The 25,039-nt window shown below is 57.3% G+C and carries 18 protein-coding genes; 9 read left to right on the top strand and 9 right to left on the bottom strand.

Going from position 1 to position 25,039, the window contains the following annotated elements:
• The first annotated feature begins 49 nt into the window (after positions 1–49).
• From RIB44_17595 to RIB44_17610, 4 genes are all read left to right on the top strand, one after another.
• On the top strand, positions 50–4,753 hold the full coding sequence (locus RIB44_17595; protein ID MEQ8618388.1) for a glutamate synthase-related protein: 4,704 nt from the start codon (positions 50–52) through the stop codon (positions 4,751–4,753).
• A gap of 43 nt (positions 4,754–4,796) precedes the next feature.
• Positions 4,797–5,183: a GxxExxY protein gene (locus tag RIB44_17600; GenBank protein ID MEQ8618389.1), complete on the top strand. Its 387-nt coding sequence runs from the start codon at positions 4,797–4,799 to the stop codon at positions 5,181–5,183.
• 67 nt (positions 5,184–5,250) lie between these two features.
• Positions 5,251–6,837, top strand: coding sequence for a glutamate synthase subunit beta (locus RIB44_17605; GenBank protein ID MEQ8618390.1), 1,587 nt, complete (start codon positions 5,251–5,253; stop codon positions 6,835–6,837).
• Positions 6,838–6,844: 7 nt separating this feature from the next.
• A complete protein-coding gene (locus RIB44_17610; GenBank protein ID MEQ8618391.1) occupies positions 6,845–7,321 on the top strand; it encodes a GNAT family N-acetyltransferase in 477 nt (158 codons plus the stop codon).
• Positions 7,322–7,385: 64 nt separating this feature from the next.
• Here the strand turns inward: RIB44_17610 and RIB44_17615 are convergent, their stop codons facing one another.
• The 8 genes from RIB44_17615 to RIB44_17650 all read right to left on the bottom strand — a co-directional run bounded on the left by RIB44_17615 (position 7,386) and on the right by RIB44_17650 (position 19,490).
• The gene (locus RIB44_17615; protein ID MEQ8618392.1) at positions 7,386–9,833 is read right to left on the bottom strand and encodes a glycoside hydrolase family 95 protein; all 2,448 of its coding nucleotides are present in this window, start codon (positions 9,831–9,833) and stop codon (positions 7,386–7,388) included.
• A gap of 169 nt (positions 9,834–10,002) precedes the next feature.
• On the bottom strand, positions 10,003–11,628 hold the full coding sequence (locus RIB44_17620) for a DUF1559 domain-containing protein (protein MEQ8618393.1): 1,626 nt from the start codon (positions 11,626–11,628) through the stop codon (positions 10,003–10,005).
• 139 nt (positions 11,629–11,767) lie between these two features.
• Positions 11,768–13,360: a hypothetical protein gene (locus tag RIB44_17625; protein ID MEQ8618394.1), complete on the bottom strand. Its 1,593-nt coding sequence runs from the start codon at positions 13,358–13,360 to the stop codon at positions 11,768–11,770.
• Complete coding sequence (locus tag RIB44_17630; GenBank protein MEQ8618395.1) at positions 13,357–14,055, bottom strand: hypothetical protein; 699 nt, start codon at positions 14,053–14,055, stop codon at positions 13,357–13,359. Before RIB44_17630 ends, RIB44_17625 begins: the two co-directional genes overlap by 4 nt.
• Positions 14,056–14,075: 20 nt before the next feature.
• On the bottom strand, positions 14,076–14,600 hold the full coding sequence (locus RIB44_17635; GenBank protein MEQ8618396.1) for a sigma-70 family RNA polymerase sigma factor: 525 nt from the start codon (positions 14,598–14,600) through the stop codon (positions 14,076–14,078).
• Between the two features lie 146 nt (positions 14,601–14,746).
• A complete protein-coding gene (locus RIB44_17640) occupies positions 14,747–16,525 on the bottom strand; it encodes an ABC-F family ATP-binding cassette domain-containing protein (protein MEQ8618397.1) in 1,779 nt (592 codons plus the stop codon).
• An 81-nt stretch (positions 16,526–16,606) separates the two neighbouring features.
• Positions 16,607–18,385, bottom strand: coding sequence for an apolipoprotein N-acyltransferase (gene lnt, locus RIB44_17645; GenBank protein ID MEQ8618398.1), 1,779 nt, complete (start codon positions 18,383–18,385; stop codon positions 16,607–16,609).
• A 133-nt stretch (positions 18,386–18,518) separates the two neighbouring features.
• Entirely contained in the window at positions 18,519–19,490 is a 972-nt protein-coding gene (locus RIB44_17650; GenBank protein ID MEQ8618399.1) for a metallophosphoesterase, read from the bottom strand.
• 143 nt (positions 19,491–19,633) lie between these two features.
• Here RIB44_17650 and RIB44_17655 point away from each other — a divergent pair, with 143 nt between their 5' ends.
• Positions 19,634–21,244, top strand: coding sequence for a hypothetical protein (locus tag RIB44_17655; GenBank protein ID MEQ8618400.1), 1,611 nt, complete (start codon positions 19,634–19,636; stop codon positions 21,242–21,244).
• Positions 21,245–21,354: 110 nt separating this feature from the next.
• On the opposite strand, the gene RIB44_17660 is transcribed toward RIB44_17655, so the two are convergent.
• Positions 21,355–21,732 (bottom strand): CAP domain-containing protein, encoded by a 378-nt coding sequence (locus tag RIB44_17660; GenBank protein MEQ8618401.1) that lies wholly within the window; start codon positions 21,730–21,732, stop codon positions 21,355–21,357.
• Positions 21,733–22,196: 464 nt separating this feature from the next.
• On the opposite strand from RIB44_17660, the gene RIB44_17665 reads away from it, so the two are divergent.
• The 4 genes from RIB44_17665 (at position 22,197) to RIB44_17680 (ending at position 25,005) form a co-directional block, all read left to right on the top strand.
• The gene (locus RIB44_17665; protein MEQ8618402.1) at positions 22,197–22,679 is read left to right on the top strand and encodes a hypothetical protein; all 483 of its coding nucleotides are present in this window, start codon (positions 22,197–22,199) and stop codon (positions 22,677–22,679) included.
• 110 nt (positions 22,680–22,789) lie between these two features.
• Positions 22,790–23,200, top strand: coding sequence for a pilus assembly protein (locus RIB44_17670; protein MEQ8618403.1), 411 nt, complete (start codon positions 22,790–22,792; stop codon positions 23,198–23,200).
• Between the two features lie 129 nt (positions 23,201–23,329).
• Entirely contained in the window at positions 23,330–24,412 is a 1,083-nt protein-coding gene (locus RIB44_17675) for a VWA domain-containing protein (protein ID MEQ8618404.1), read from the top strand.
• Positions 24,413–24,585: 173 nt separating this feature from the next.
• Complete coding sequence (locus RIB44_17680; GenBank protein MEQ8618405.1) at positions 24,586–25,005, top strand: pilus assembly protein; 420 nt, start codon at positions 24,586–24,588, stop codon at positions 25,003–25,005.
• The last annotated feature ends 34 nt before the right edge of the window (positions 25,006–25,039 follow it).

The raw sequence follows: 25,039 nt of genomic DNA on the forward strand, positions 1-25,039 counted from the left end.
AAAACAAAGAAATCGGCAAGAAAGCCACATAACACACGAGACTCAAGTCATGAAGAATTCCTACCCCTCGCAACGACGCCAACTTACTTCTCTGCCCGAGAAGCACGGCCTCTATGACCCTGCCAATGAGCATGATGCCTGTGGCGTCGGTTTTATCGCGCACATCAAGGGCGAGCGCAGCCATCAGATCGTGGTCGACTCGGAGGACCTCCTCCGTCGGATGGATCACCGTGGAGCCTGCGGTTGCGAAGCAAACACGGGCGACGGTGCGGGCATCATGACCGCCCTGCCCCACGAGTTCCTGCAAAAGGTCGTCAAAGCCGATCTAGGCGTCGAACTCCCCGAGCCGGGCAAGTTTGCCGTGGGAAATGTCTTCCTACCGCAGATCGACGCGGAACGTGAAAAGTGCAAAGCGGCAGTCGAGCTGATCGTTAAGGAAGAAGGCCAGCAATTCATCGGTTGGCGCATAGTTCCTACCGAAGTGGAAAAAGCCGACATCGGTCCCACAGCCAAAGCGGCTGAGCCGGTCGTCGAGCAACTGGTGATTGCCGCAGGTGATGGCTTGGAGGGCGAAGCCTTCGAACGTCAGGTTTACATGATTCGCAAACGGGCGAGCAACCAGCTTCGCGCCGACGAGTCGATGGAGCAGTCGAAGATGTTCTACATCTGCTCGCTCTCGACCAAGGTGATCATCTACAAGGGGATGCTCACCACGGATCAGCTCTACCTCTACTATCCCGACCTGAAAGACCCAGACTACAAGAGCCATCTGGCGATGGTCCACTCGCGGTTCGCTACGAATACGTTCCCCTCTTGGGACCGCGCACAGCCGCTGCGTTTCATGAGCCACAACGGCGAGATCAACACGCTCCGCGGCAACAGCAACTGGATGAAAGCTCGTCAGGGCGTGGTCGAGAGCGACCTTTTCAAGAAAGAGCTCTCCAAGCTCTTCCCAGTTGTTGAGCCAGACTGCAGCGACTCAGGCACGTTCGATAATGTCCTTGAATTCTTGCTGATGACCGGTCGCACGCTGCAAGAGTCCGTCATGATGATGGTCCCCGAGGCGTGGCAGAATCACGCCACGATGAGCGAGCAGAAGCGAGCCTTTTACGAGTACAATTCCGCGCTAATGGAACCGTGGGACGGCCCCGCTTCGATCGTATTCACCGATGGTCACTACATCGGCGCGACACTCGACCGCAATGGCCTTCGTCCTTCGCGTTACTACATTACTCACGACGACCGCGTCATCATGGCCAGCGAAGTCGGTGTCGTCGACGTCGAGCCGGACAACGTGAAAGCCAAGGGCCGCCTGCAGCCCGGCAAAATGTTCTTGGTCGACTTCGAGCAAGGTCGCCTCATCCCCGATGAGGAACTCAAAAGCACGATCGCCAGCGAACGGCCCTACGGCGATTGGCTCAAAAAGCAGCGGATCGACCTCAACACGCTCCGCCCCGATGAGGAGCCGCATGGCTACACCAGCAAGACGCTGCTCGAACGGATGCAGGCCTTTGGTTACACCATCGAAACGATGACCTTCATGCTGCTGCCGATGATCAAGGTCCTCAAAGACCCAATCGGCTCGATGGGCAACGATAGCTGCTTGGCGGTCCTCTCCGACAAGCCACGGATGCTGTATGACTACTTCAAGCAGCTCTTCGCTCAAGTGACCAACCCGGCGATCGATTCGATTCGCGAAGAGGTGATCATGTCGCTGGAGTGCTTCATCGGCCCCGAGCAAAACCTGCTGGAAACCACGGAAAAGCACGCCCGTCGACTCCGCCTGCCGCACCCGATTCTCTCCAACGAACAACTGGCCGCGCTCAAGCATATTCAATCCAACTCAGAAACCGGCCGCGGCTGGCGTACCCAGACCATCGACATCACTTGGCCGCGGATTGAGGGCAAGCTCGGCATGCAGAAGGCACTCGATCGCATCTGCGCCGAAGCGGAAAAGGCCGTTGATGAGGGCTTCTCGTTGATCGTCCTCTCCGACCGCGAGACGAAGCACAACCGCGTGCCGCTCAGTTCGCTGTTGGCCACGGGAGCCGTGCATCATCACCTAGTCAAGCAAGCCAAGCGGACACGCATCGGTATCCTGGTCGAAAGTGGCGAAGCCCGCGAGGTGCATCACCATTGTTTGCTGATCGGGTACGGTGCAGACGCGATCAATCCTTACCTCGCCTTTGAAGCCCTCTGGTACGCCCGACGCGAAGGGCTACTCGACGTGGGCGAAGAGAACATCCCTGACGAAGAGGACGGTGAGGGAGAAGAGCACCCCACGCTTGATGCCTCCTCCGAGGGCGAGACGATCGATCCCGTCACCGAGGAAGATCACGAGCTCGTCGCCAAGTATCGCAAAGCCGTTGCCAAGGGGATGCTCAAGGTGATGGCCAAGATCGGCATCAGCACGCTACAGAGCTACAAGGGCGCACAGATCTTCGAGGCTCTCGGCCTCAAGGACGAAATTATCGACCGCTGCTTCACGGGTACCGCTAGCCGCGTGCAGGGCGTCAGCTTCGAGGCCCTCGCTGAGGAAGCGATGCGCCGTCACGCCCTCGGCTATCCCGAGAAGCAAGCAAGCAAGCTAACGGTTCTACCCAACCCGGGTGAGTTCCACTGGCGAGCCAACGGCGAACGCCATATGTGGGACCCGCAAGCGATCGCCGACATCCAAGTCGCCGCCCGCGCTGGCAGCAAGGATGCTTACGCTCGGTTCGCCAAACACATCAACGCCGATTCACGCACTCGTTGCCAACTCCGCGGTTTGCTCACGTTCAAAGAGAAAGCGAACGGCGGACCGATTGATATTTCCGAAGTGCAACCCGCTTCGGAAATCGTCAAGCGTTTTTGCACCGGAGCGATGTCCTTCGGTTCGATCAGTGCCGAATCGCACGAGACTCTCGCCATCGCGATGAACCGTCTCGGCGGGAAGAGCAACACGGGCGAAGGAGGCGAAGACCCCAAGCGATGGACGCCCGACGAGAACGGCGACTCGCGACGCTCCGCGATCAAACAGGTCGCTTCGGGCCGTTTCGGGGTTACGATCAACTACCTGACCAACGCCGACGAGCTGCAAATAAAAATCAGCCAAGGTGCCAAGCCCGGCGAAGGGGGCGAGCTGCCAGGTCGCAAAGTCGACGAGAACATCGCCCGCATCCGCTACAGCACGCCCGGCGTCGGATTGATCAGCCCGCCACCGCATCACGATATTTATTCAATCGAGGATCTCAAGCAACTGATTCACGACTTGAAGAATGCCAACCGTGCTTCGCGAATCAGCGTGAAACTCGTCTCCGAAGTCGGCGTCGGCACGATTGCTTCCGGTGTGGCCAAGGGCTACGCGGATCACATCCTCATCTCCGGCGACGGGGGTGGCACGGGCGCGTCACCGTTGACCAGCATTAAGCACGCGGGCCTGCCGTGGGAGCTGGGCATCGCCGAGACGCACCAAACCCTCGTGATGAACGACCTCCGCAGTCGCGTTGTGCTGCAAACCGATGGTGGTTTGAAAACAGGCCGCGACGTGGTGATTGCCGCGATGCTAGGGGCCGAAGAGTTTGGCTTCTCAACCGCCCCGCTGATCACGATGGGCTGCATCATGATGCGGAAGTGTCATCTGAACACTTGCCCGGTCGGCATCGCCACGCAAGACCCGGAACTGCGCAAGAAGTTCTCCGGCAAGCCCGAACATGTTGTGAACTACCTGTTCATGGTCGCCGAAGAAGCTCGCACGCTGATGGCAGAACTGGGCTTCCGCACGATTGATGAAATGGTCGGCCGCGTCGATTGCCTGAACACTGACGAAGCGATCGAGCACTGGAAGGCCGACGGGCTAGACCTCACTGGTTTGCTCACTCCTGCGAAAAAGCCTTACCCAGAAGCAGGTACCTACTGCACGCAGGGGCAAGATCATGGTCTAGACAAGTCGCTGGACATCACCAAGCTACTCGATTTGGCCAAGCCGGCCCTCGAACGGGGCGAGAAAGTTCGCGAAGAAGTCGAAATCGTTAACACCAACCGGACCGTGGGCACAATCCTCAGCAACGAGATCGCCAAGAAGTACGGTCACGACTTGTTGCCGGACGACACGATCCATTTCAAGATCAACGGCCCCGCAGGGCAGAGTTTTGGCGCGTTCCTCGCCAAGGGCGTAACCCTCGAACTCGAAGGGGATGCCAACGACTATGTAGGCAAGGGTCTTTCCGGCGGACGGATTGTCATCTATCCGCCAAAGAACTCATCCTTCACCGCTGAGGAGCAGATCCTGGTCGGCAACGTCTGCCTCTACGGGGCGACCAGCGGCGAGGCGTTCTTCCGCGGCCGCGCGGCTGAGCGTTTCTGCGTGCGAAACTCCGGTGCCCGTACCGTGATCGAAGGCGTGGGCGACCACGGCTGCGAATACATGACCGGCGGTCGCGTGGTGATCCTCGGCCCCACAGGCCGCAACTTCGCTGCGGGCATGAGCGGCGGCGTCGCCTATGTCCATGCCCCTGATCGCGACGCGTTTCGCATCAACTGCAATCTGGGACTTGTAGAACTCGAAGACGTTATCGACGAAGAGGACATCGCCGAACTACGCGGCCTCATCGAACAACACCACGACGAAACCGAGAGCCCCGTCGCAGGCGATCTTCTAAGCCGATGGGACGAAGCACTCAGCGAATTCGTCAAAGTAATGCCGACCGATTACAAACGCGTTTTGCAAGAACGCAAAGCGGCAGAACAAAAAGTGCCGGAAGCGGTTGTTTAGTCTCTCGCAAAGGCGCTAAGGCGCGAAGATCGGGGGTCAAGCAATGCATGAGAATCCATTGTCAAAGGAGATTGTTGATTCAGCCTACAAGATTCATACGACATTGGGTCCTGGCTTGTTGGAATCCGTCTACGAGGTCGTACTCGCACACGAACTAAGAGAGCGCGGGCTAGAAGTTATTCGACAGAAACCGGTACCTATCGAATACGAAGGTTTGAAATTTGAAGAAGGCTATCGTCTCGATCTGTTGGTTGAAAACAAAGTCATTGTAGAAGTGAAATCTGTCGAAACGATTTTCCCTGTCCACAAGAAACAACTACTAACCTATCTCCGTTTACTCGATAAACGTTTGGGCATCCTCATCAACTTTAACGAAGAACTAATCAAAGACGGAATCAAGAGAGTCGCCAACGGACTCACCGAAGAATAACCAGAAACCATACCACACGAACTTTGCGCCTTAGCGCCTTCGCGAGAGACAATAAGAAAGTAAACCAATGGGTAAACCAACCGGATTCAAAGAGTTCCAACGAGAAGTCGTCCCCTACCGCGATCCGATGGAACGCGCCAACGACTTCCTCGAAATCTTCACCAATGCCCCTGTCGAGCATCTGACGACTCAGGGTGCGCGTTGCATGGATTGCGGTGTGCCGTTCTGTCAGTCGAACTCCGGCTGCCCGATCGACAACCTCATTCCTGAGTGGAACGATCTAGTCTATCGCGGACGATGGCGCGACGCGCTCAATCGTTTGCATAAGACCAACAACTTCCCCGAGTTCACCGGCCGCACTTGCCCAGCTCCCTGCGAAGGGGCCTGCGTTCTGGGCATCACCAACCCACCGGTGACGATCAAAAACATCGAGAACGCCATCATCGACCGCGGTTGGGAAGAAGGCTGGATCGAGCCGCAACCGCCGCAAGAGAAAACCGGCAAGACGGTCGCCATCGTCGGCAGTGGCCCGTCAGGACTCGCCGCCGCCCAGCAGTTGTGTCGTGCAGGGCACGCAGTCACGGTTTACGAACGGGCCGACCGCATTGGTGGCCTGCTGATGTACGGCATCCCCAACATGAAGCTCGACAAGTACGTCGTTGAACGTCGCGTTCAGCAGATGCGCGACGAGGGCGTCACGTTTGTCACCAACACGCACATCGGCAAGCAGGAGGATTTTGAGCCCGGACAAATGACGCAGATCATGCAGGAACGCGGCATCGGCGTGAAGTTTGTTGATCCCCAGCACCTAGTCGATGAGTTCGATGCCGTGCTGCTTTGTACCGGAGCGACCAAGCCGTTCGACCCGACGGGTCGGGCGCCAGGGCGTGATCTGGCGGGAATCCATTTCGCGATGGATTTCCTCACCCGCAACACGAAGAGCCTCATGGATGGCGATCTGCACGCTGCCAAGCACGTTGACGACAAGTTCCTCTCTGCTAGCGGCAAGAACGTCATTGTCATCGGCGGTGGCGACACGGGCGCGGACTGCATCGGCACGTCATTGCGTCACGGAGCAACGAGCATCGTCAACTTCGAACTCCTCGACCGTCCGCCCGCGGAGCGCACCGACGGCAACCCCTGGCCCGAATGGCCGCGCATCTACCGCGTCGACTACTCGCACGCAGAAGTTGAAGCTCGCACCGGCGACGACCCGCGGAACTATAACTTACTCACCAAAGAATTCGTCGGCGAAAACGGCCAAGTCACCGGCGTCCGGACCGTGCAAGTCGACTGGTCGAAGCCGCAGGGCCAAGCCCCCTTCACAGAAATCGACGACAGCGAAAAAGTCTGGCCCGCGGAACTCGTGCTGCTCGCCACCGGCTTCGTTGGCCCCGAACTGACCGTCGGCGAGATGCTCGGCCTGGAAACCCAAAACCCGCGCGGCAACTGGCAAACCTTCAAGGCGGAGCATGGCGAGTTCACCACCAACCTCGAAGGCGTATTCGCCGCAGGCGACTGCCGCCGCGGCCAAAGCCTCGTCGTCTGGGCCATCAACGAAGGCCGCGGCGCCGCGCGTGCCGTGGATGAATACCTGATGGGCTTCGCGAGCTTGCCCGCACCTGGGTTGAATTTGCCGCAGCAGGTAGTTTGATCGGTCCGTGAGCGATCCGATACTAAGACCACCCGCGACAGCAGCAGAGCTAACCGCCTACTACGACCTTCGCTGGCGGTTTCTCCGACAACCGTGGGATCAACCGCGTGGCTCCGAGCGGGACGAACTGGATGATGATTCCAGACAAACGTTCGTCGCACATCTAGCCGCTTGGCATGACGACGGGCGGATTCTCGGCGTCGGGCGTTTGCATTTCAACTCTGATACCGAAGCCCAGATTCGCTACATGGCTGTCGAAGAAGATGCCCGCGGCCGAGGCATCGGTCGCGCGCTCGTTGAAAGACTTGAAGAACTGGCCGTGGAGCAAGGGGCAGAGAGGGTCATGCTCAACGCTCGTAGCGAAGCTATTGGTTTCTACGAGCGGCTCGGCTACAAAGTGGTCGCCAAAGGCGTCGCGATGTTCGAGGACTCCCCCACGGGGCCCGTGGAGCATGCTCGAATGGAAAAACCGCTCAGTAGCTAATTCTGTCAACGAATTGCACGAATCACACGAAATTCTGTGGAGCAATTTTTCAAGATCATTCGTGCTATTCGTCAGATTCGTGGTTCAAAAATGGAACTACCTCAAGGGAACCATTCGTCGGCAAGTCCATCTCTTTCACGAACTCACCATAGCGAACTCGCACCGTTTGAGCTTGCTCGCTATTCAGCTTCGCGCTGGTCAGCTTTCCATCCTTCCAAGCAAGATCGACACCAATATTCCCTCTCGCTCGTAGGCCCGTGACGCTTCCCGTCGGCCAAGCGTCGGGAAGCGCTGGCAGCAGATGCAGCTCTGGCATGTCGACGGTGCCCATGTGCGACTGGAGGAGCATCTCCGCGATGCCGGCGGTCGCTCCGAAATTGCCATCGATTTGGAACGGCGGGTGTGCGTCGAGCAGATTGTCGTACGTGTTCCCGGCCAGCGCTTCGCGGAGCATCTTATGGGCATGGTTGCCATCGTGCAGGCGAGCCCAGAAGTTGATCTTCCAGGCCTTACTCCAGCCGGTACCTCCGTCGCCGCGAATTCCCAAGCTTCGCTGCGCGGCCTTGGCGAATTCCGGTGTCGTCAGCGGCGAAAGCTGGCGGCCTGGATGTAAACCGTAGAGGTGCGAAACGTGGCGGTGATGCGGATCGCCGTCGACGAAGTCTTCGCTCCATTCTTGTAAGCGACCTCCCCGTCCGATGAGCAAAGGATGCAGTCGGTCGCGCAAGGCGAGCACTTTCTCGATGAACTCTGCATCGTACGGCGCGTCCTTGGTTCCCAAGACTTGGGCTGCTTCGGCTAAGTTGGTGAACAGGTCCCAGGCGATCATCAAATCCATCGTGCAGCCAGCGGACACAGCCGCCTCGTCTTTGCCGAGCTTGAAGACACTCTCCGGAGAAGTCGAGGGAATGGAAACGTACCGCCCTTGCCCGTCCAGCACGAACGTATCGAGCAAAAACTCCGCTGCCCCGCGCATCAGCGGATAGGCCTTCTCGCGCAGGAACTGTTCGTCGCGCGTGAATCGAAAATGCTCATACAGGTGCTGACAAAGCCAGGCCCCGCCGAATTGCCAGTTCGCCCACCGTGGGTCCCCTTCGCCATAATCACCCACCGGCGTCGAGTGCCGCCAGAGATCGACATTGTGCCCGGCCGTCCAGCCGCGCATGCCGTAGGTGGTCTTGGCGGTTGCCGCACCGGTGACTGAAAGCTCTTCGATCAGCTTGAGCAGCGGGCGGTGGCACTCACTGAGGTTGGTCACTTCCGCGGGCCAGTAGTTCATTTCCGCGTTGATGTTGGTCGTGTAGTTGCTACTCCACGCGGGGCGTTGCTTTTGGCTCCAAATGCCCTGTAAATTGGCGGCTTGCGTGCCTTCGCGCGAGGAACTGATGAGCAGGTACCGACCATAGTTGAAAAACAATTCCTCAAGGCCCCCATCCAGGGTATCAGCGGCTTCAGCAGTCCGGAGCGCCGCTAATCGTTCCGGCACCGTCGCATCACTTGCTTCACTTGAATCAAGATCAAGTCGCACGCGATCGAAAAGTTGCCGATAGTCCTCGATATGTTGCGTGAGCAGGTCGGGAACAATCCGCACCGCCGCCGCCTTGAGTCGATGATCGACTTCTGTTTGCGGATCGATTCCCTCGACATCAGGACGTTTGTCGAAGCCGTTGAAGCTGGTGTCAGCAGCCAGTATGAGAACCACCCGCTTGGCCCCGACCACTCTGCGACCTTTTTCCTCGACGATCAGCTTTCCGCCCTCCTGCTGCACATGGAGTCGAGCGGCGAACGTCATCCCCGCGCCGCGCTCGGGCAGTGTTTCGACGATGGCCGGTTGCGTGGGCCGATAGTTGGGCTCGACGTGCACGGGGGCACGCCCGGTCATCCGTAATGTCTGATCGTCCAGCGTTTCGACTTCGTGAGTAAGCAGACTGTCGAGTCCGATGGTCATTGTTATTCCATCGGGGTGCTCGCTGGTGATTTCCATGACGAACAACTGCGCCGGGTGGCTGACAAACATTCGGCGACGGTGCCAGTGGCCATCCTCCTTGTAATGGACCTCTGCCACGGCATTGGCGATGTCGAGCGTGCGCTCGTACTCCGTCACCTTGCCCCGCTTCTCGAACTCCAAGCGAAGATTGCCCAGCGGTTGGTAAGACTGGCAGAAAGCGCCCTGCAGCTTCTTGCAAAGCTCGCCCGCTTCTCTGTACTTCCGTGCAAAAACGAGCTTGCGAATTTCGGGCAGCAGTTCGCGGCCAGCGCTGGAGTTCCAATCGTAGGGCGTCCCTGACCACAGCGTGTCTTCATTCAGAGCGATCCGTTCTTTCTCGATTCCCCCGAAAACCATCGCCCCCAGACGACCATTGCCCAGCGGGAGCGCTTCCTTTTCCCAGTCCGTCGCGGGCTTGTCGTAGCGGAGGACCGTGCTCGAATCCCCGCCGCTCGCGGCGAAACCGCAAGCGAGGGTGCAGATGTGAGCGGTGAAAAGTACCAGGAAGAAACGGATCGTAAGCATGGCGGGTGATGGTGTCCAAAGTCGTAGCAAGTGTGTACCACGATTGAACACGAAACCTAGCCCTATTGCCAGAGCCACCGCTTCCCCAAGCGATGTTAGCCGCCTTCCTTGGAAGGCGCGGGGATGGAGTTCCAACCGTAAGTCGAGCAAGCTCGGCGGCTAACGGAGGCTACCACTCAATGATCTCACCGCCAGCGATGGTGAGCTGCTTGGACCAGTTCTTCTTAACGCGGGGATCATCGAGCATGATATATCGAACGCTTGCATCACAGAATCCGGTTACGAAGCCATCTCGATCTTTCCTCTGAACCCCCTTGAAAGGATTCTCGAAGTCAACTTCCCAATCCGCGGGCTTCGTCCATGGCACGGCTCGGTCCGGCGTGACTTCGACGATTGCCACAGTGGCTGCCGTCCCATCGGTGATTTGCTTGTAGCTAACGCCATCCTTACTTCCGAATGCAGTTCCCGGACCAGTGACGGCCAAGTAAGTCGTATAGGATGGGCTCTTCGTTCTTCGGCGGACAGCAGGGTCTGGATCACTGAAAATCGGGACAACCGTTTTCGAAAGTTTGAGGTTATGTTCGCTATCCCAGGGCTCGTCCAAATGGAACTGGTTGTAGAGTGCCTGTTGATCAATATATGGCAGAACGGCAACTCTCCAACTCAACAGAGGTTTGCCATCCTCGCTGTAAATGGCTGGTGGTTGAAAGCCCTTCAGTCTCTTAGCAGAAGTATAGTTTTGCAGGGCTAATCCGACTTGCTTGAAGTTATTCATCCGCTGCGTACGATATGCCGCCTTCCTCGCCGCTTTCACCGGCTGAGCAATCAGTTCCACGAGCGACGCAAACTCCTCGGGACTTTCGCCAAGTGAAAACACGACGCGATTCTCAACGACACGAGGGCGTAGTTTACCAAGAGCCTCGGCGACTTCCTCAAAACCTTGATTAGGTCGCTCTTTTGCTCCCCGAGCAATCAGCATCTGCCCCATGCCAATCGCTTTGGTCAAATGGTCTTGCACAAGTTCCGCGGATTTCTTGCTGTTGGTTTGAATCTGTAGCCCAGCGTTCAACTTCGGGGGCAAACTGGCGGAGATGCCGCCCCAGGCGAGTTCATCGGCAACAAACTTGCCGTCAATCACCTGAAACGGTGGCGGCAGCGCGGGCATCATTTCGTGCACAACGCGACGGCTGTCACCGTCGCCGACGATCATGAGCCCTGCATCGCCGTTGCCCAACTCTTGCAGCGCAGCTTGCAGTTCTCGCTTTGCACTACCTTGCTTCGCAGAGAGCGATACCCCTGCAAGCTGTTCGTCGCTGTTAGCCCCTTGCGATGTGTATTCGCTTAAGGCTCCAAGCAAGATGAATTCACGCTCGGTACGTTCCCACGCAAAGGGCATGCCCGGCAGGTCGCGGAGGGCTTTGCGAAGTTTCTCAGGATTTCCATCTTCGGCAACCGGGATCACGCACACGGGGGCCGTGTATTGCACATCGCTCATGCGGAGCGTTGCATAAATGCGACGAAGTCCCAAACCGGCGAGTTCATCGAGGACAGTTTGTATCTGCGTCGCCTGCTGGCGCAATCCCTGGACATCTTCGGGATAAAGCCAACCCGACTTCTCAGCCAGAGCGAGCGACGCCTCAAGGTCCACGGCACTCACATCAACAAACGCGAGCGCCACTACATCATCGGTCAAATAGGGATGGATCGCTGCATGAGTATCAACTGGCTCGGCTGCTTGAGCAGCCGTGCGAATAAACGTAAGCAAGCAAACGTAGAGTGCGAAACGAGAGTTCATAAGGTTATCCTGAAAGGCATGGAGTGTTGTTCAATAAGGGGAAATGTTTTGGCTAGTCTCCGGCGAGCTGTTAGCTCGCGGCTGCTCTCAACGAAAGGCAGCCGCGACCTAACAGGTCGCCGGTGATTGCGTGAAAAGTTTACTCCTCCAGCGTCACTTCAAACCGATAAGCAACCCCAGGAAAATCATCCTCGAAGGGAAGCTTCACGATGGCCGTCTCACCCTCGAGTTCATACTCGTACGGTTTGTCGGTTCTTGGATTCCGCGGTAGCGGCACGATTGTGATCTCGTCGAGTGAGTTCGGCAGCTTGCCAGTCTCGGCAGCATGCATACGAATCGCCTCGACGGTTTGAATGCCGTGCGTCTGCCAGATGAGTCGTTGCTCCGCGCTGCGCGCGGCTTGCATGGCGGGGAGGAGCAAGCTGGCAAGGGTGTGACCAAAGCCGCGGCTGAGACCTTCTGCCGAGTTGACGTTCAACTCTTTATTGATTTCGAAATTATGGTTGCGCAATACCCGAGCGGGCACATAGCTCCACTTCTCGATCGAGTCGGCAATCCGACGGTACTCACGCAAGGCATCAATTGAAACCACCTTGCCGACTGGCATGGCTTCGACTTGGGCTTTCGTCATACCGCTTTCGATCAGCCGCTGCTTCGCCGCTGGGTAGGCGACGGTGCTCATGGCTGTCACAGCGAAACGTGCTGTCATACTGCTTGGCACAACATTCTGCCCTACCCCCGAGGAGACGAGTTGTTGCGACTCGACAAGCGCCTTGGCCATCAGTCGTGCCCACTCTTCAGGAGAGTGTTCGGCGGTTTCCGCATCGAGTATGAAAGGAAAGATACGCAAGCCGTTGGACATTTCCGCGCGCATCGAGTCTTGAATACTCACCATCGGATCAGGCAACTCGGCAATCGCCCAGTAGAGATTGGGGGAGTCCTTCTGCGCGATCAACTCGATCAGCTGATTGTTCCCCATCCCACAGATGGCGATTCCGACAAGATCGCTCACCAAGAACGGAGCCTTCCCCACGTCGTGCCCTAGGCGGTAATTCATCCGCAAGGTATCGAGAACCTTTTCGTAATCGCCGTTGGCCAGATCGACCCTTGCCACCAGCATTAGTCCACGACAAAGCTCGCGACTGACTTGGATTTCTTCCAGAAGGAACGCGACGATCTCCGGTCCGCGGATTTCCTCGACATTCCACTGCCAATTGCAATGGCGGCGTCGTGTCGCTTCGCGAAGGTTTTCCATGGCAGAACCCCGCCATGAGTCACTGGCCGCCTGGGCTTTCTCGAAAGGAAGTTCTTCCAAGGCCACGTCGTTCTGTCGATACCACTCATCATAGGCATCGCCGTACTTCTTCCGCAGCTTTTGGGAAAAGTTTTGGATGTTGAGCAGTGAACGATAATAGTACGGTGCCGCATTGCCCTGCTTCAGTTCGATTTCGCGAAGCATCAGCCGATGCTTCAACGCCGGGACCGGCTCTGCCGCGGGAGTAACGGTCATTTTGAACGTCGTGAGCAGCCCCTCGCCGGGGACGTCTTGCTCAACGACAACAAGCTCCGCACGTGTTGGCGTGGCGAGAATCGCAATCACTAAACCGCAAGCTAGTCGCAGAACAGCTTTAGCCCGCGAGCTACGTCTCGCGCGGTGAATTTTCTCTGCTAGTTCCGCGCGAGACGTAGCTCGCGGGCTAGATAGGCTAGGAACACGTAACTGAGATCTCATATCGCTTCTCCCTGTGTGCGGAAGTTCTCCAGCCATTGCCAGCCATTGAAACTCGTGGGGACTTCGCGACGCGGCAACAGTTCCGCACGAAGTTGACGGGCCGATTTTGGGGGGTCGAATTCGGTCGAGACGAGCGAAGTTGCTCGCGTCGAGGGAATCTCTTCACCGCTCAGAATCGCGTTGCGCATCGCCAGCATCGAGGTCTGTTGCGTAAAGTGCTTCCAAGGGAATTCCCTGGGTGAAGCCTCGTAGCCTTCAGCGCGAGCTGCGTGCTGTTCTTTCTCGACAACCCGTACTTCTTCTAGGTCGCTCGCTTCGCCGGTATCACTTGCAACTTGCGAGTTCGACTCGGGAAGTTGCGCTGGCGCGAGTATAGCACGCGTTACGAAAACCGCGAGGCAAGCAGCAGTCGCAGCGCTGGCGAGTGATGCAAAGATAACTCGCGATGCGAACCCCTGGCTTGCGCCAGGGGCTAGGGACCCTGCGTGAGGCTCGCCAGCTGAATCCCGTCTAGCCCCCAGCGCAAGCTGGGGTTTCGTAGCCTCAGCGTGAGTTGCACTTGCAAGCAGCCCTGCCTGAAAACCCGCTTCATAAAACAAGGTATCGCGATCGAGTTTCGCTTCCGAAGGTCTTAACTCTGCGAGCCGAGCTTCCAGGGCTATCAGATCCGTCGGTAGTTTGTCGTGTTCGGACATGGCTAAACTTTCACACGGGCCTACCACGCGGAGCGTGGTGTTACACTTCTCACTTCAAAAAAATTTTGCAGGGTTGATAAGGCTTCTGCGTAACGGCGTTGCACGGTGCTCGCCGGTGTTTCCGTCAAATCCGCAATCTCTCGCCAGGAGAGACCGCTCCACAGGCGAAGCGTGACGATCTCTCGCGGCAAGTCTTCAAGTTGCGTGACCGCTTGAGCGACGTCCAACTTGTCTAAATGGTTTGCAGATTGGTCATCCGCACGTAGCCGCCCGGCAACCTCCTCGTGACTCGTCCGACGACGTTTGGCACGTGCCGCGTTGAGTGCTTTATTTCTGACAACTCGATAGAGCCAAGCCGTGGGGTTTTCGGGGCGTTGTTTTTGTCGAATCAACTCGACGAACGCTTCCTGCACGCAATCCTCAGGCGCAGTCGTCCACTGCGTCGCGTACAACTCTAGCGCCGCCCCGTGGGCGTCTATCAGTTGAGCCAACTCAGGCGGTGATGGCGTCGCTGGGTCCAAAACAAAGGGGCTCTTGAGTGCCAAATCGAGCGGTTTATAGAGAAGACACCGCCCAGGGGCTAGTTTACCCAGAAAAACTGGAAATGACGAAATCCGAATGACGAATGCCGAAAAGCAGCGCGACAGCGATCTTTCATTCGACATTCGTCATTCGGAATTCGACATTCCCTTCACCCCTCCAGCGCGTTATACGTCTCCAACCAGTCCTCTTCGAGTTGCTCGACGTCACTGGAGAGGGTCGCCAGATCGGCCCTGACACGTTCGGCCTCCTCGGTGGAAGTGACCGTCAGCAGTTCCGCTTCTAGCTCTTTCTTCGTCTCATCGTTCTTGGCGATTCTCCGTTCGATGCTCTTGAGCTTCTTCTGCAGGTCACGCTCTTCACGGCCCGAGAGTTTCGTGGCCGGCGAGCTGCCTTCGGGAGCCGGCGCTCCGCCGTAGGTGGCATGTTCAGCCCGCAACCCTGCTTCGAGTTCCTTCCGCACACGATAAACATAATCGTCGTAGCTTGCTGGGTAGTTGACGACGCGGGCGTCACGCACTTCAACAACGGCGGTGGCGACGCGCCTCATGAAGTGCCGATCGTGGCTCGTAAAGATCACCGTCCCTAGATACCGCTCAAGTGCATCGGCCAGCGCTTCAACCGTTTCTACATCAAGATGATTACCCGGTTCGTCGAGGATCAGCACGTTGTGCTGCTCGAGCAGCAAGCCGGCCAAGACAAGCCGTGCTCGTTCGCCACCACTGAGCACGCGGATGGGCTTCTCGACCGTATCGCCACTGAACAGAAAACTGCCCGCCACGCTGCTGATCTGTTGCCGCGTTGTGCCGGGGGCGGCTTGGTATTCGAGATACTCTTGCACCGTGTCGTTCTCGCGGAGCGTTGTATAGACGTGCTGGGCGTAAACGCCGATCTGGCAGCCGTAGCCCCACTTCAAGCTGCCTTCTTTCGGATCGAGCGAACCACAAACCGTCCGCAGAAACGTGGTCTTGCCCTGACCGTTGTCGCCGACGATGCCGATCCGTTCGCCGTGTTCCAGTTCCAGTTGAATGTCCTCAGCCACCGTGTGATCCGGGTACCCGATCGCTAACTCGTTCGTCCGCAGCGCGACGCCCTGGCGGGGTTCAATCGCCGGGAAGCTGAAGTTAACGGTCGCCTCTTGGCCGGCGACATCCAGCAGCTTGAGTTTCTCCAACTGCTTCGCCTTGCTACGGGCCTGGCTGGCAGTGTTGGCGTTGGCGCGGTTTTTGTTGATGAAGGTTTCTAGTTGCTTGCGTTTGGTGAGCGTTGCAGCGTTCCTCCGTTCGTCGTGTTCGCGGCGTTCGTCGAGGTTTTCCAGGTAGGCGTCGACATCGCCTGGGAACATCGTCAGCTCACCACGCGAAAGTTCCAGTGTGTGATCGCAGGTGCGCTTGAGGAACGACCGATCGTGCGAAACCACGAGCAGGCCGCCCTTGAAGTCGTTGAGAAACTCCTCCAGCAGCATCTGCGTCCGCAGATCAAGAAAGTTTGTCGGCTCGTCGAGAATTAATAGGTTCGGATCATGCAGCAGAAGCGCCGCCAACTTCACCCGGGTCTGCCAACCGCCTGAGAGCGAACGGACTTCCTGGTGCAACATCGCGTCGGGAAGTTGGAACTGCCAGGCCACTTCGCCACACCGCCAGTCCGGCTGGCCGCTATCGCGCATGAGAAACTCGACGACCGTTTCTCCGTCATGAAACGGATCGTGTTGCCGCAGGTAGCCCAGCCGCAGTTTTTTGCTTTTCACGACTTCGCCTGCGTCGAGTTCCTCGTCTTCAAGCAGCACCCGGCAGAGCGTACTCTTGCCAGCCCCATTGCGGCCAATCAGCCCGACCTTCTGATCGTCCGTCAGCGCGCACGAAGCCCCATCGAGCAGTTCTTGCTCGCCATAGCGTTTGTGGGCATCGAGTAATTGGAGAACGACAGGCACGTGGACGTGATGTGCTGGAGTGATGGAATGTTGGAGTGCTGAAGAAAGGCAATTTCAAGCTAGCCCGCGAGCACGGCGACGCTAGGCTGGCTCGCGTGGAGAAGTGCCTTTTCTCTCTGCCCAACCGACCGTGGCAAAAACCACACAGCATACCAAACAGGCCGTCGGGAGCCAGTCTCCCCAGCGGGAATAGACGGTTTGGTAGCTCCCGTTCTCAGGATTTCGTGGCTTTACTTGAGCGAGAAGGAAAGTCGACTGGTTCCTCTCGGTCACCGCGATCACGTTCCCGGCAGCGTCGATATGGGCTGAAAGACCACGGTTGCCAGCGATCAGCATCGGCGTGCGCAATTCCACCGCCCGTAGGATGCCACAGGCCAAGTGCATGTCCAACTCCGCGGAGCCCCAGTACCAGGCGTCGTTGGTCACGTTGACCAAGATGTCAGGGGCTTTGCCCTGCTCAGCCAATTCTGAGAATTGCCAACGCATCAAATGCGGAACTGCTTTTTCATAGCAAACCGTCGGTGAGTAGCGAACGCTCTCGAACTCAAACGACTGCGGACCTTCGCCCGCCGTTACGCCGCCAGTGAGCGGCGTGAATCCATCCGGGTAAGGGAACCAACTTGAAAACGGTGTGTACTCCCCGTAGGGAACCAAGTGCATCTTGTCGTAAGTCCCCTGCACTTCGCCAGCGCGGTCAACAAAGACCACGGAGTTCCAAGACTCCACCTCGAAGGGATCAATTTCAGAAGACACAGTCTCATCACTTGCGTCTTCGCCGCGTGTCGTTTCAGCACTTGGCGAAACATGCCGTCGATCAATTCCAAACAGCAAGCCAGCTTCCCAAGCCGTCGCGAGCCCTTTTAGATCATTGCGTGTGAGGGAAACAAACTTCTCGACGGGCATCGCAAGGAAATCATCCGGAGGGTCAAAACCCTCTTCGAAGCTGAACAGTGATTCGCGATAAGCAGTCTCCGGCCAGATCACGAGGTCAACACTGCGACCTTCTTTTTCCGCTCTGGACTTTGCTTCCCAGCTAAGGTTGAGCAACTCCTGCATGATCCGCTGCTTGCGATCAGGGTCGAACTTCCAAGTCGCTTGGGCGTCGCCTTGGATGAGCGCGACGGTTTGGGGTTCTCCGTTTTCGGAATCAACTGGAATCGACAATAGGTCGTAGATTGCGACCAAGACCATCACGAGCGCGATCGGTTGCAGAGCTTTCCACCGAACGCCAACCGCTTGCGGCTCAGCCGCGTGAGAACTGTTGACGGCTAAGCCGCGAGCGGGAAGCGCATCCGCTATCGCTCCCCCTACAAGCACAATCAGAAACGTCACCCCATACTCGCCCGCCAAATCAGCAATCTGCAAGACTACTGGAAACTTGACCTGTGTGTGCGCGAGCGACCCCATCATGAACCCAGTCGCCAAGTGTGCACGAATAAGTTCCAACCCGGTCCAAACAATGGGAGCCGCCCGCCAGAGTGGCATCCCCAGTCGATCGTGCGCTACCCGCGTGAGCCCGACGAAAACGGGCAGGTAGGTGCCCAGATAAGTAGCCAGCAGCAGCAGGGCCAAATGGTTCGAAGGGTGCGCAAGTCGCAACCACTGCACGGTCACCAACCACATGAGAAAGCCGCAGAACCAGAGCCCACGATAGGGCCGTTTGCCTGGCAGCTTCTCTCGTTTCACCAAGAGCAACCAGGGTACCGGCGAGATCCAGGCGAGTAACCCCCAAGCGACGGGCGGCTGTGCCAAGTAGAACAACATCCCGCCGATCAGTCCAAGTGGTAGTACACTGCGTTGCCAGAGAGGCTTTGCGTCCGTGGTTTCGGGATTATTCGAGTTGTGGGCTTTCTTTCCCATGCCGCCAAACTAGAGCGTGGCGAGTCTTTTTGCCAGGGCAAGTTGATGAACCGTAGAAGTCACGGTAACACAATGACCAACGTCCAAGTCCAAATGACCAAAGTACGTTTGAAAACCGCTTGCTATTGGTCATTTAGACTTGGGCATTGGTCATTGCATCGTCCGCTTCCAACGTAAACACCGTAATCTCAGGCCGGCAATTGAAACGCACGCGGTGCGTGTAACCCAGGCCGCGATTGATATAGAGGCGGCGGTGCTCGTCGACCACGATCTCGCCAGACGTGTAACGCTTGTTCCGCACCGGCAACACCGGCGGGCTGGTGAAGGGTGGCTTGCACTGGCCGCCGTGGGTATGGCCGGCAAGGATCCATCCGCGGTAATCTTTCATCACAGATATGTCGACACCGTCAGGGTTGTGGCACAGGGCGACGTGTGCCCGCTGCATGTCCAGCTCATCGAGTGCTCGCTGAGGTGCGAAGCGACGGGCCCAAAGATCGTCGATGCCAGCAATCTGCAGCCCACCTGTTTCTAATGTTTGGTTACGGAGCACTTCAATATCAATGCGATTGAGTTCGTCCTTTAACCGTGCCGTGCTGAAATGCTGATTCCAGTTCGTACCGTAGTCGTGATTACCGAAGATTGCGAATCGCCCCAGTTTCGCTTTCGGGAGCGAACCCAAGACGTCAACCACTTGAGGAATCTGCTCGGCAACTTCACAAGTCATCAAGTCGCCGGTGATCACGATGAGATCAGGATCGAGCTTCGCCGTGTTGGCGATGGCCGAAGTGATGTAGTCGTGATCAACCAAATTGCCGATATGCAAATCGCTCAGATGCACGAGCCGTTTCCCGACGAGCGATTCTGGGAGATTCTCGATCGGCAGTTTCCGCCCGATCACCTCCACCCAATGCGGCTCAAACCGCCAAGTGTAGAGCAGCGTCCCCACGCCAGCAGCCAGCACACTTCCCGCAGCACGCTTGAGAAACTTCCGACGCGAAGGCTTGGCCGCGACCGATTCAGCGGTCCGGTCCACGCCGGCTTGCTTTGCGCCAGACTTCGCGGCAGAGTCTTCCAAACTGGTAGAACTGGAAAGCGGGTCAGCCATTGTCGGTGGGAAGCTAAGCGTGCGAACAGCTTTGCTAGACGCGAGTCGTGGATTGTCGGCTATAATTCGGAGGGAAGGCGCTATCGTGCAGCAGAACTCTTCCAGCGCTCTTTACAAGATACCTCAGGATTGTGCCCAAAAGTATGAAGGATTCCCCGCAAATCTCGACGCGATGGAGGGTATTCCTCGCGTTTTCCTGGCTTTTTCTGGTTACGCTGCCCGGCTGCTGGCAAGAAATCAAGTACGAGCCAAGCCCAAGAAAAGTTCAGACACAGGTCGTCGCGAAGGCCGAGGATGAACCTCGCCCTGAGCCGTCAGGCGTCAGCCGTCCGGTCGCCCCGCCCGAGCAGTCGACCACGCTCCCGCCCGAGTCGCCACCAGAGCGAGCCCCAGTTGAATCTCAGCCGATTGAGCAGCCGCGTGTTCAACCACAGCCAGTAGAAGCCGAGCCAATTGAATTGGAAGCTACCGAACCGGAAGTTGCTGAGCCAGAAACCCCCGAGCCGGAAGCCGAAGATCGCGAGACGGTTGAGCCAGAACCGACGAAGCCAGAACCTATCGAGCCTGCTCCTGAGACTTCGTTCGAACCTCTGGAGGAACTTGAGCGAGAGGACAACCCGACTGCTGACGCCGGTCGGCTCGGGGCGGACGTGATCGATGCAGAATCTTCAGCTGCAGAAGAGCCCTCCAAAGAAGAGCCAAAGGAACTTGTTGAGGAGCCTTCCCCAGCGGTCGAAACTTCCGCAGAGGAAGAGATGCAAAGTGGTGAATCGGGTGTCAGTGAGATCGCCGATACTGAAACCAACGGTGAGGAAAGCGCCGACGAAGACGACCCATTCGCATTCTTCGAAGCGGAAGAATCAGAAGCCGAGGAGGTGACCGTTGAAGAGCAGGCTCCACCGATGGAAAACCCGTCCGAGGAAATTGCGGAACCATCGCCACCGAAAGTCAAAACTGAAATTGACGTGAAAGAGGAAATCGATCTCCTCTTCGGCGAGAAGCCAGCACCAGTCGAACCAACGAAAACGAAGCCCGCCCCCCCATTGCCTGTTTCGCCGCCCGAAGAAACTAAGCCGGTAGAAACGATCAAGAACGACGAAACTGAAAAGCAGGAGACGTCCACAGATGAAGCGACCCCGCCTGAGGTGGCAACGTCGCCGACCGAGAGTGCCACCCCAGAGGAGCTGAGCGAGTTACCTGAAGTACAGCCGGAAGAGAAGAAAGACGTTTCGATTCTGGTTGAGCCCAAGGTGCCCGTTGATCAGGCCGAGGTTTGGCGGGCGGCGAGCCGTTGGAGCCTCGCATTAGCCTTGCGAGCGAAAGGGGTTCCCCAGAAGTCTTACGGACCTGCTTGGAAGTCGGCCCAAGGAGCTTCGAAAAAGCTGTCCGTGGAACTTCCCGCGATGCCAGAGGTGGAGGAAGAACAGGATACCGTCTCGACCATCCAATCCTCAATGATCGAGTCCACGGGCCCTGATCTTTGGCAAGCCATCGAAACGAAGCACGGCATTCCCGCGGGTGATCTGGCCGAACTGGCCGTTCGTACACATCGGATGTTGCTGACCTATTCACCAACGAAGCCGCACTTCGCCAACGAAGCTGCCGAGCTCACGCGATTGGCCGAGTCGGCTGAGTTGTCAAAAGACCTTTGGCAGCCGCTGATCGAGCTGATGGAGGAGCAAGGCTCGTACAACGAGGTGAAGCGAGCGATCTTCACGCTGCATAAGCAAGTCGCGAAGCACTACAAGAACTAAACATTGGTTCGCTAAAAAAGCCCCGAGCCGTCAGGCGTAAGCCGTCGGGTCGCACTCTCATATGCGTCACCACCCGACGACGAACGTCTGACGGCTCGGGGCGTGATCAATTACCTCACCAACAACACGTGGTGGTATCCATTGGGGCCGCGGACGGTTGCCGCACCGGCAGCGCGGAACCCTCCTGAGTACAGGAAGCAAGTTCGAAATTGGTTATTGCTTGACCAACCAACGCCTTCGGCGCGGGCAGTGCCGAGTGATCCCCCCGGGTGCCCTGTGATTCCGCGACTTGCCATCGCGTGTGCTTTCTGTTGGGCGAGCGCCATCAGTTGGGGATCAGCCGCTAACTGAGGCAATCCGCTGCGAGCGCGAATCTGGTTCACGCGGCAGACTTCGCAAGCGTCTGCGCTGCTCCCGGCCACGGCGAGAGCGAAACCAAAGATTGCAACTCCAAGTACTCCGTACCTTCTCGAACTTCGAAAGTTCATAACATCCCTTCGTTTGTATCTGCCCCGGACAGTCGGCAGCCGCACCGTTGCGTGCCACCTCTTCTTCTCAAGTCCCATCTCAATGTCGAGAGCCGAGTCGATGAATCCCCCAAAAGGACTAGATTCGGGTGACCGCGTGTGTGCTAGCAGTGAAGGCTTCGGACCTCAGACTTCTGGCTTCAGGGCTCGTTGATTACCCACAAGCGGTCTGACGCCTGATGCCCGAAGCTTGAGGGCCTCTCCCAACTCGCTATGTGTTTTCTAACGATTGCACGGATTGCGAGCACGGCTTGATCCTGTGAAGTGCTGTTGCTGTGGCAAGTCGCTAGCACGTACCTCACCGTGACCTAATCTTCGGAAGAAGCTGCAACATATGACATGCGGCAACAGTGAGCTAAAACAGCGCTGTTTTTTGGATTCGCTACTCGCCATTTTGCGATGCATGGGACTGAAAGGTAATTACGATGGCTCATCCCGAACGTAAGAAAACATTTGTCGATCCCCAGGTTCAAGGCGCATTGGCTCGTCGTTTGTGCATGCACTGGGTTGCCTTCATTGCGGTGGCGGCAGCCGTTGCTTTTTGCTTGCAAGTGCTAAGCAACCCGTTTCGCCCCATTAGCGAGCACTTCCAGCAACTTTGGTGGACGCAAGGTCCCTTCATCATGGTGATGGTATTCATGATGCCGGTCTTCGTGGTTGACACGATTAAGATCAGTCATCGTTTTGCAGGTCCCATCTATCGCTTGCGTCAAACGATCAAGGAAATAGCAGAAACCGGTGAAGTGAAGGTTCTGAAATTTCGCGATTTCGATTTCTGGCAAGGCTTGGCAGATGACTTCAACAAGATGACGTCGAAGCTGACCGGAATGAACTACGACCCGAACCTCGCTGCCGAAGACAGCCAGGAAGCAGCTCAACCAGAAGAAGGTGAGTTGGTCGAAGCGTAAGGTTCTCTTGCCTAGCCCGCGAGCTACGTCTCGCGCGGTAGTGGCGTTTTCTCTTTCGCCCCGCGCGAGACGTAGCTCGCGGGCTAGTGCCAATGCCCCCTGATTTTTCCATGCGAAATCGAAACCAAAAACGACCTGAACAACGTCACGGCGTTGCCGCCTCTGAGCTGGCCGTTTGCCTGCCCGTGATCGTCTTGCTCGTGCTGGCGATGATCGAAAGCTGCACGATGATCTTCCTCAAGCAGTCGCTGACCGTGGCTGCTTACGAAGGTGCTCGCACGGCACTTATCGATGGTTCAGATCCCTCGGCGGTTCAGACGACTTGCAATGGCGTCCTCGCAGACCGTCGTGTCCAAGGGGGCCGTGTGACGATTAACCCTCCCAACTTCGATCGACTCGCTCCTGGCCAGTTCATCGAAGTCACGGTCACAGCTCCCGCGTCAGCAAACTCCGTCATCCCAGGCAGCTTCTTCACCGGCCGCACACTCGAAGGTAGAGCGGAGTTTATGAAGGAGTTTTGAAGATGAAGCTGTCAGCATTCAGTCGTCAGCCATCAGTTCTGAATAAGTTCAACAATTCGAGACAGTCCAGACATACTTGAGATGCTTTACTCCAATCGAAACGCATGCAAACCTAACCGTCGCGGAGCCATGCTGGTTCTTGTGGCCGTTTGCTTGCCGCTGTTCTTGATCATGGCAGCCTTCGCTGTCGATGTGGCGTGGATGCAGTTGGTGCGGGCGGAGCTACGCACGGCGACCGACTCCGCCTCGCGTGCTGGGGCGAAAACGCTGAGCCTTCGCCAGAACGAAATCGACGCTCGGGCGGCTGCTAAGGATGCCGCTTTGCGAAACACCGTGGCTGGTCAGCCACTGATCGTTGACGACTCACAGATTGAAGTTGGCAGCGGCACGCAAGCCACGCGGAACTCACGCTTTGTCTTCAGACCCGGAGGGACCCAACTCAATTCGATGCGGGTAACGGGCCAGAGAACGGCAAGTTCGTCAGCAGGCCCGGTGGCTTTGTTTCTTGGTCGTGTTATGGGCGTGACTCAGTTTCAGCCAGAGCACATTGCCACCTCGACGCAACTCGACCGCGACATTTGTCTCGTCGTTGACCGTTCAGGCTCAATGATGCGAGAGGTTGATAGCCGCAACGTACCAGGTAGCAACTGCGGTCCCCCTCACTCTACGCTTAGTCGTTGGAGTGCTCTTGATCGGGCGGTACGCGGCTTTCTTGACGAGCTTGATCGAACTGCTCAAACCGAACAGTGCGGACTCGTCAGCTACTCCGATGCCGGTCGCCACTGTGGGTTCAACTACACGACCTCAGATATCAACGCACCCCTCGACTTTGATTATCGACCCATTCGCAACGAGATGACGCGGCTCAGCAGCCGCGCTGTCCGTGGCACGACAAACATCCACGCCGGGATCCAGAATGGCCGCATCGTGTTGACTTCGCCGGCCCAGCGACCCTTTGCCTTGCGAACCATGGTGGTCATGACCGACGGCCGCCACAATCGCGGACCGGAGCCGGTGATTGCTGCCCGACAAGCCGCGAGAGAAAAAATCACGATTCACACGGTCACGTTTAGCGATGAGGCTGACTTCAGGCGGATGCGCGATGTCGCCAACGCTGGCGGCGGCACCCACTTCCACGCCCCCGACGCAGCGGCCCTGGAACGCATCTTCCGCGAAATCGCTTCCACATTGCCCGTGATGCTGACCGAATAACTCTAACCACAGAGAGCACGGAGAACACGGAGAAAACTTGACGGGATTTACAGGATCGACAGGATGCTGAAAGCACTGCCAACCTTTTTTGTGTGCAAATCCCATCAATAAAACACTCCGTGACCTCCGTGTTCTCCGTGGTTCAAAAATGAATTGCTGTGGAACGATCCATTATGATTCGACATCGCCCTAGAAAACATCGAAGCGTCTGTCGTCGCGGTGCGGCTGCCGTGGAGTTCGCCGTTGTTGCGCCGATCTTCTTTGTATTGGTGATCGCTGCGTTTGAATTCGGACGAATGAACGTCATCCGCCACACGGCCGACAATGCGGCTTACGAAGCAGCTCGGCATGCGATGGTCCCGGGGGCGACCGCTACCGAAGCCGTCGCGAAGGCGAATAGCATCTTGAACATTGTGGGCACACGTGGAGCGAGCGTTTCGATCAACCCGGCAGTGATCGACGAAACCGTTGATGAAATCACCGTGACGATCGACGTCCCCATGAACCAAAACGGCTGGATCACGCCGAGGTTCAGTTCCGCAAGCAACATTCGCGCGTCGAGCAGGCTCAGGACCGAACGCGCCAGAGATTAGCGTTCACCAGCCAGCCGCAGGCTAACAGCCTGCC

It is taken from the genome of Lacipirellulaceae bacterium, assembly GCA_040218535.1.
Taxonomy (GTDB): domain Bacteria; phylum Planctomycetota; class Planctomycetia; order Pirellulales; family Lacipirellulaceae; genus Adhaeretor.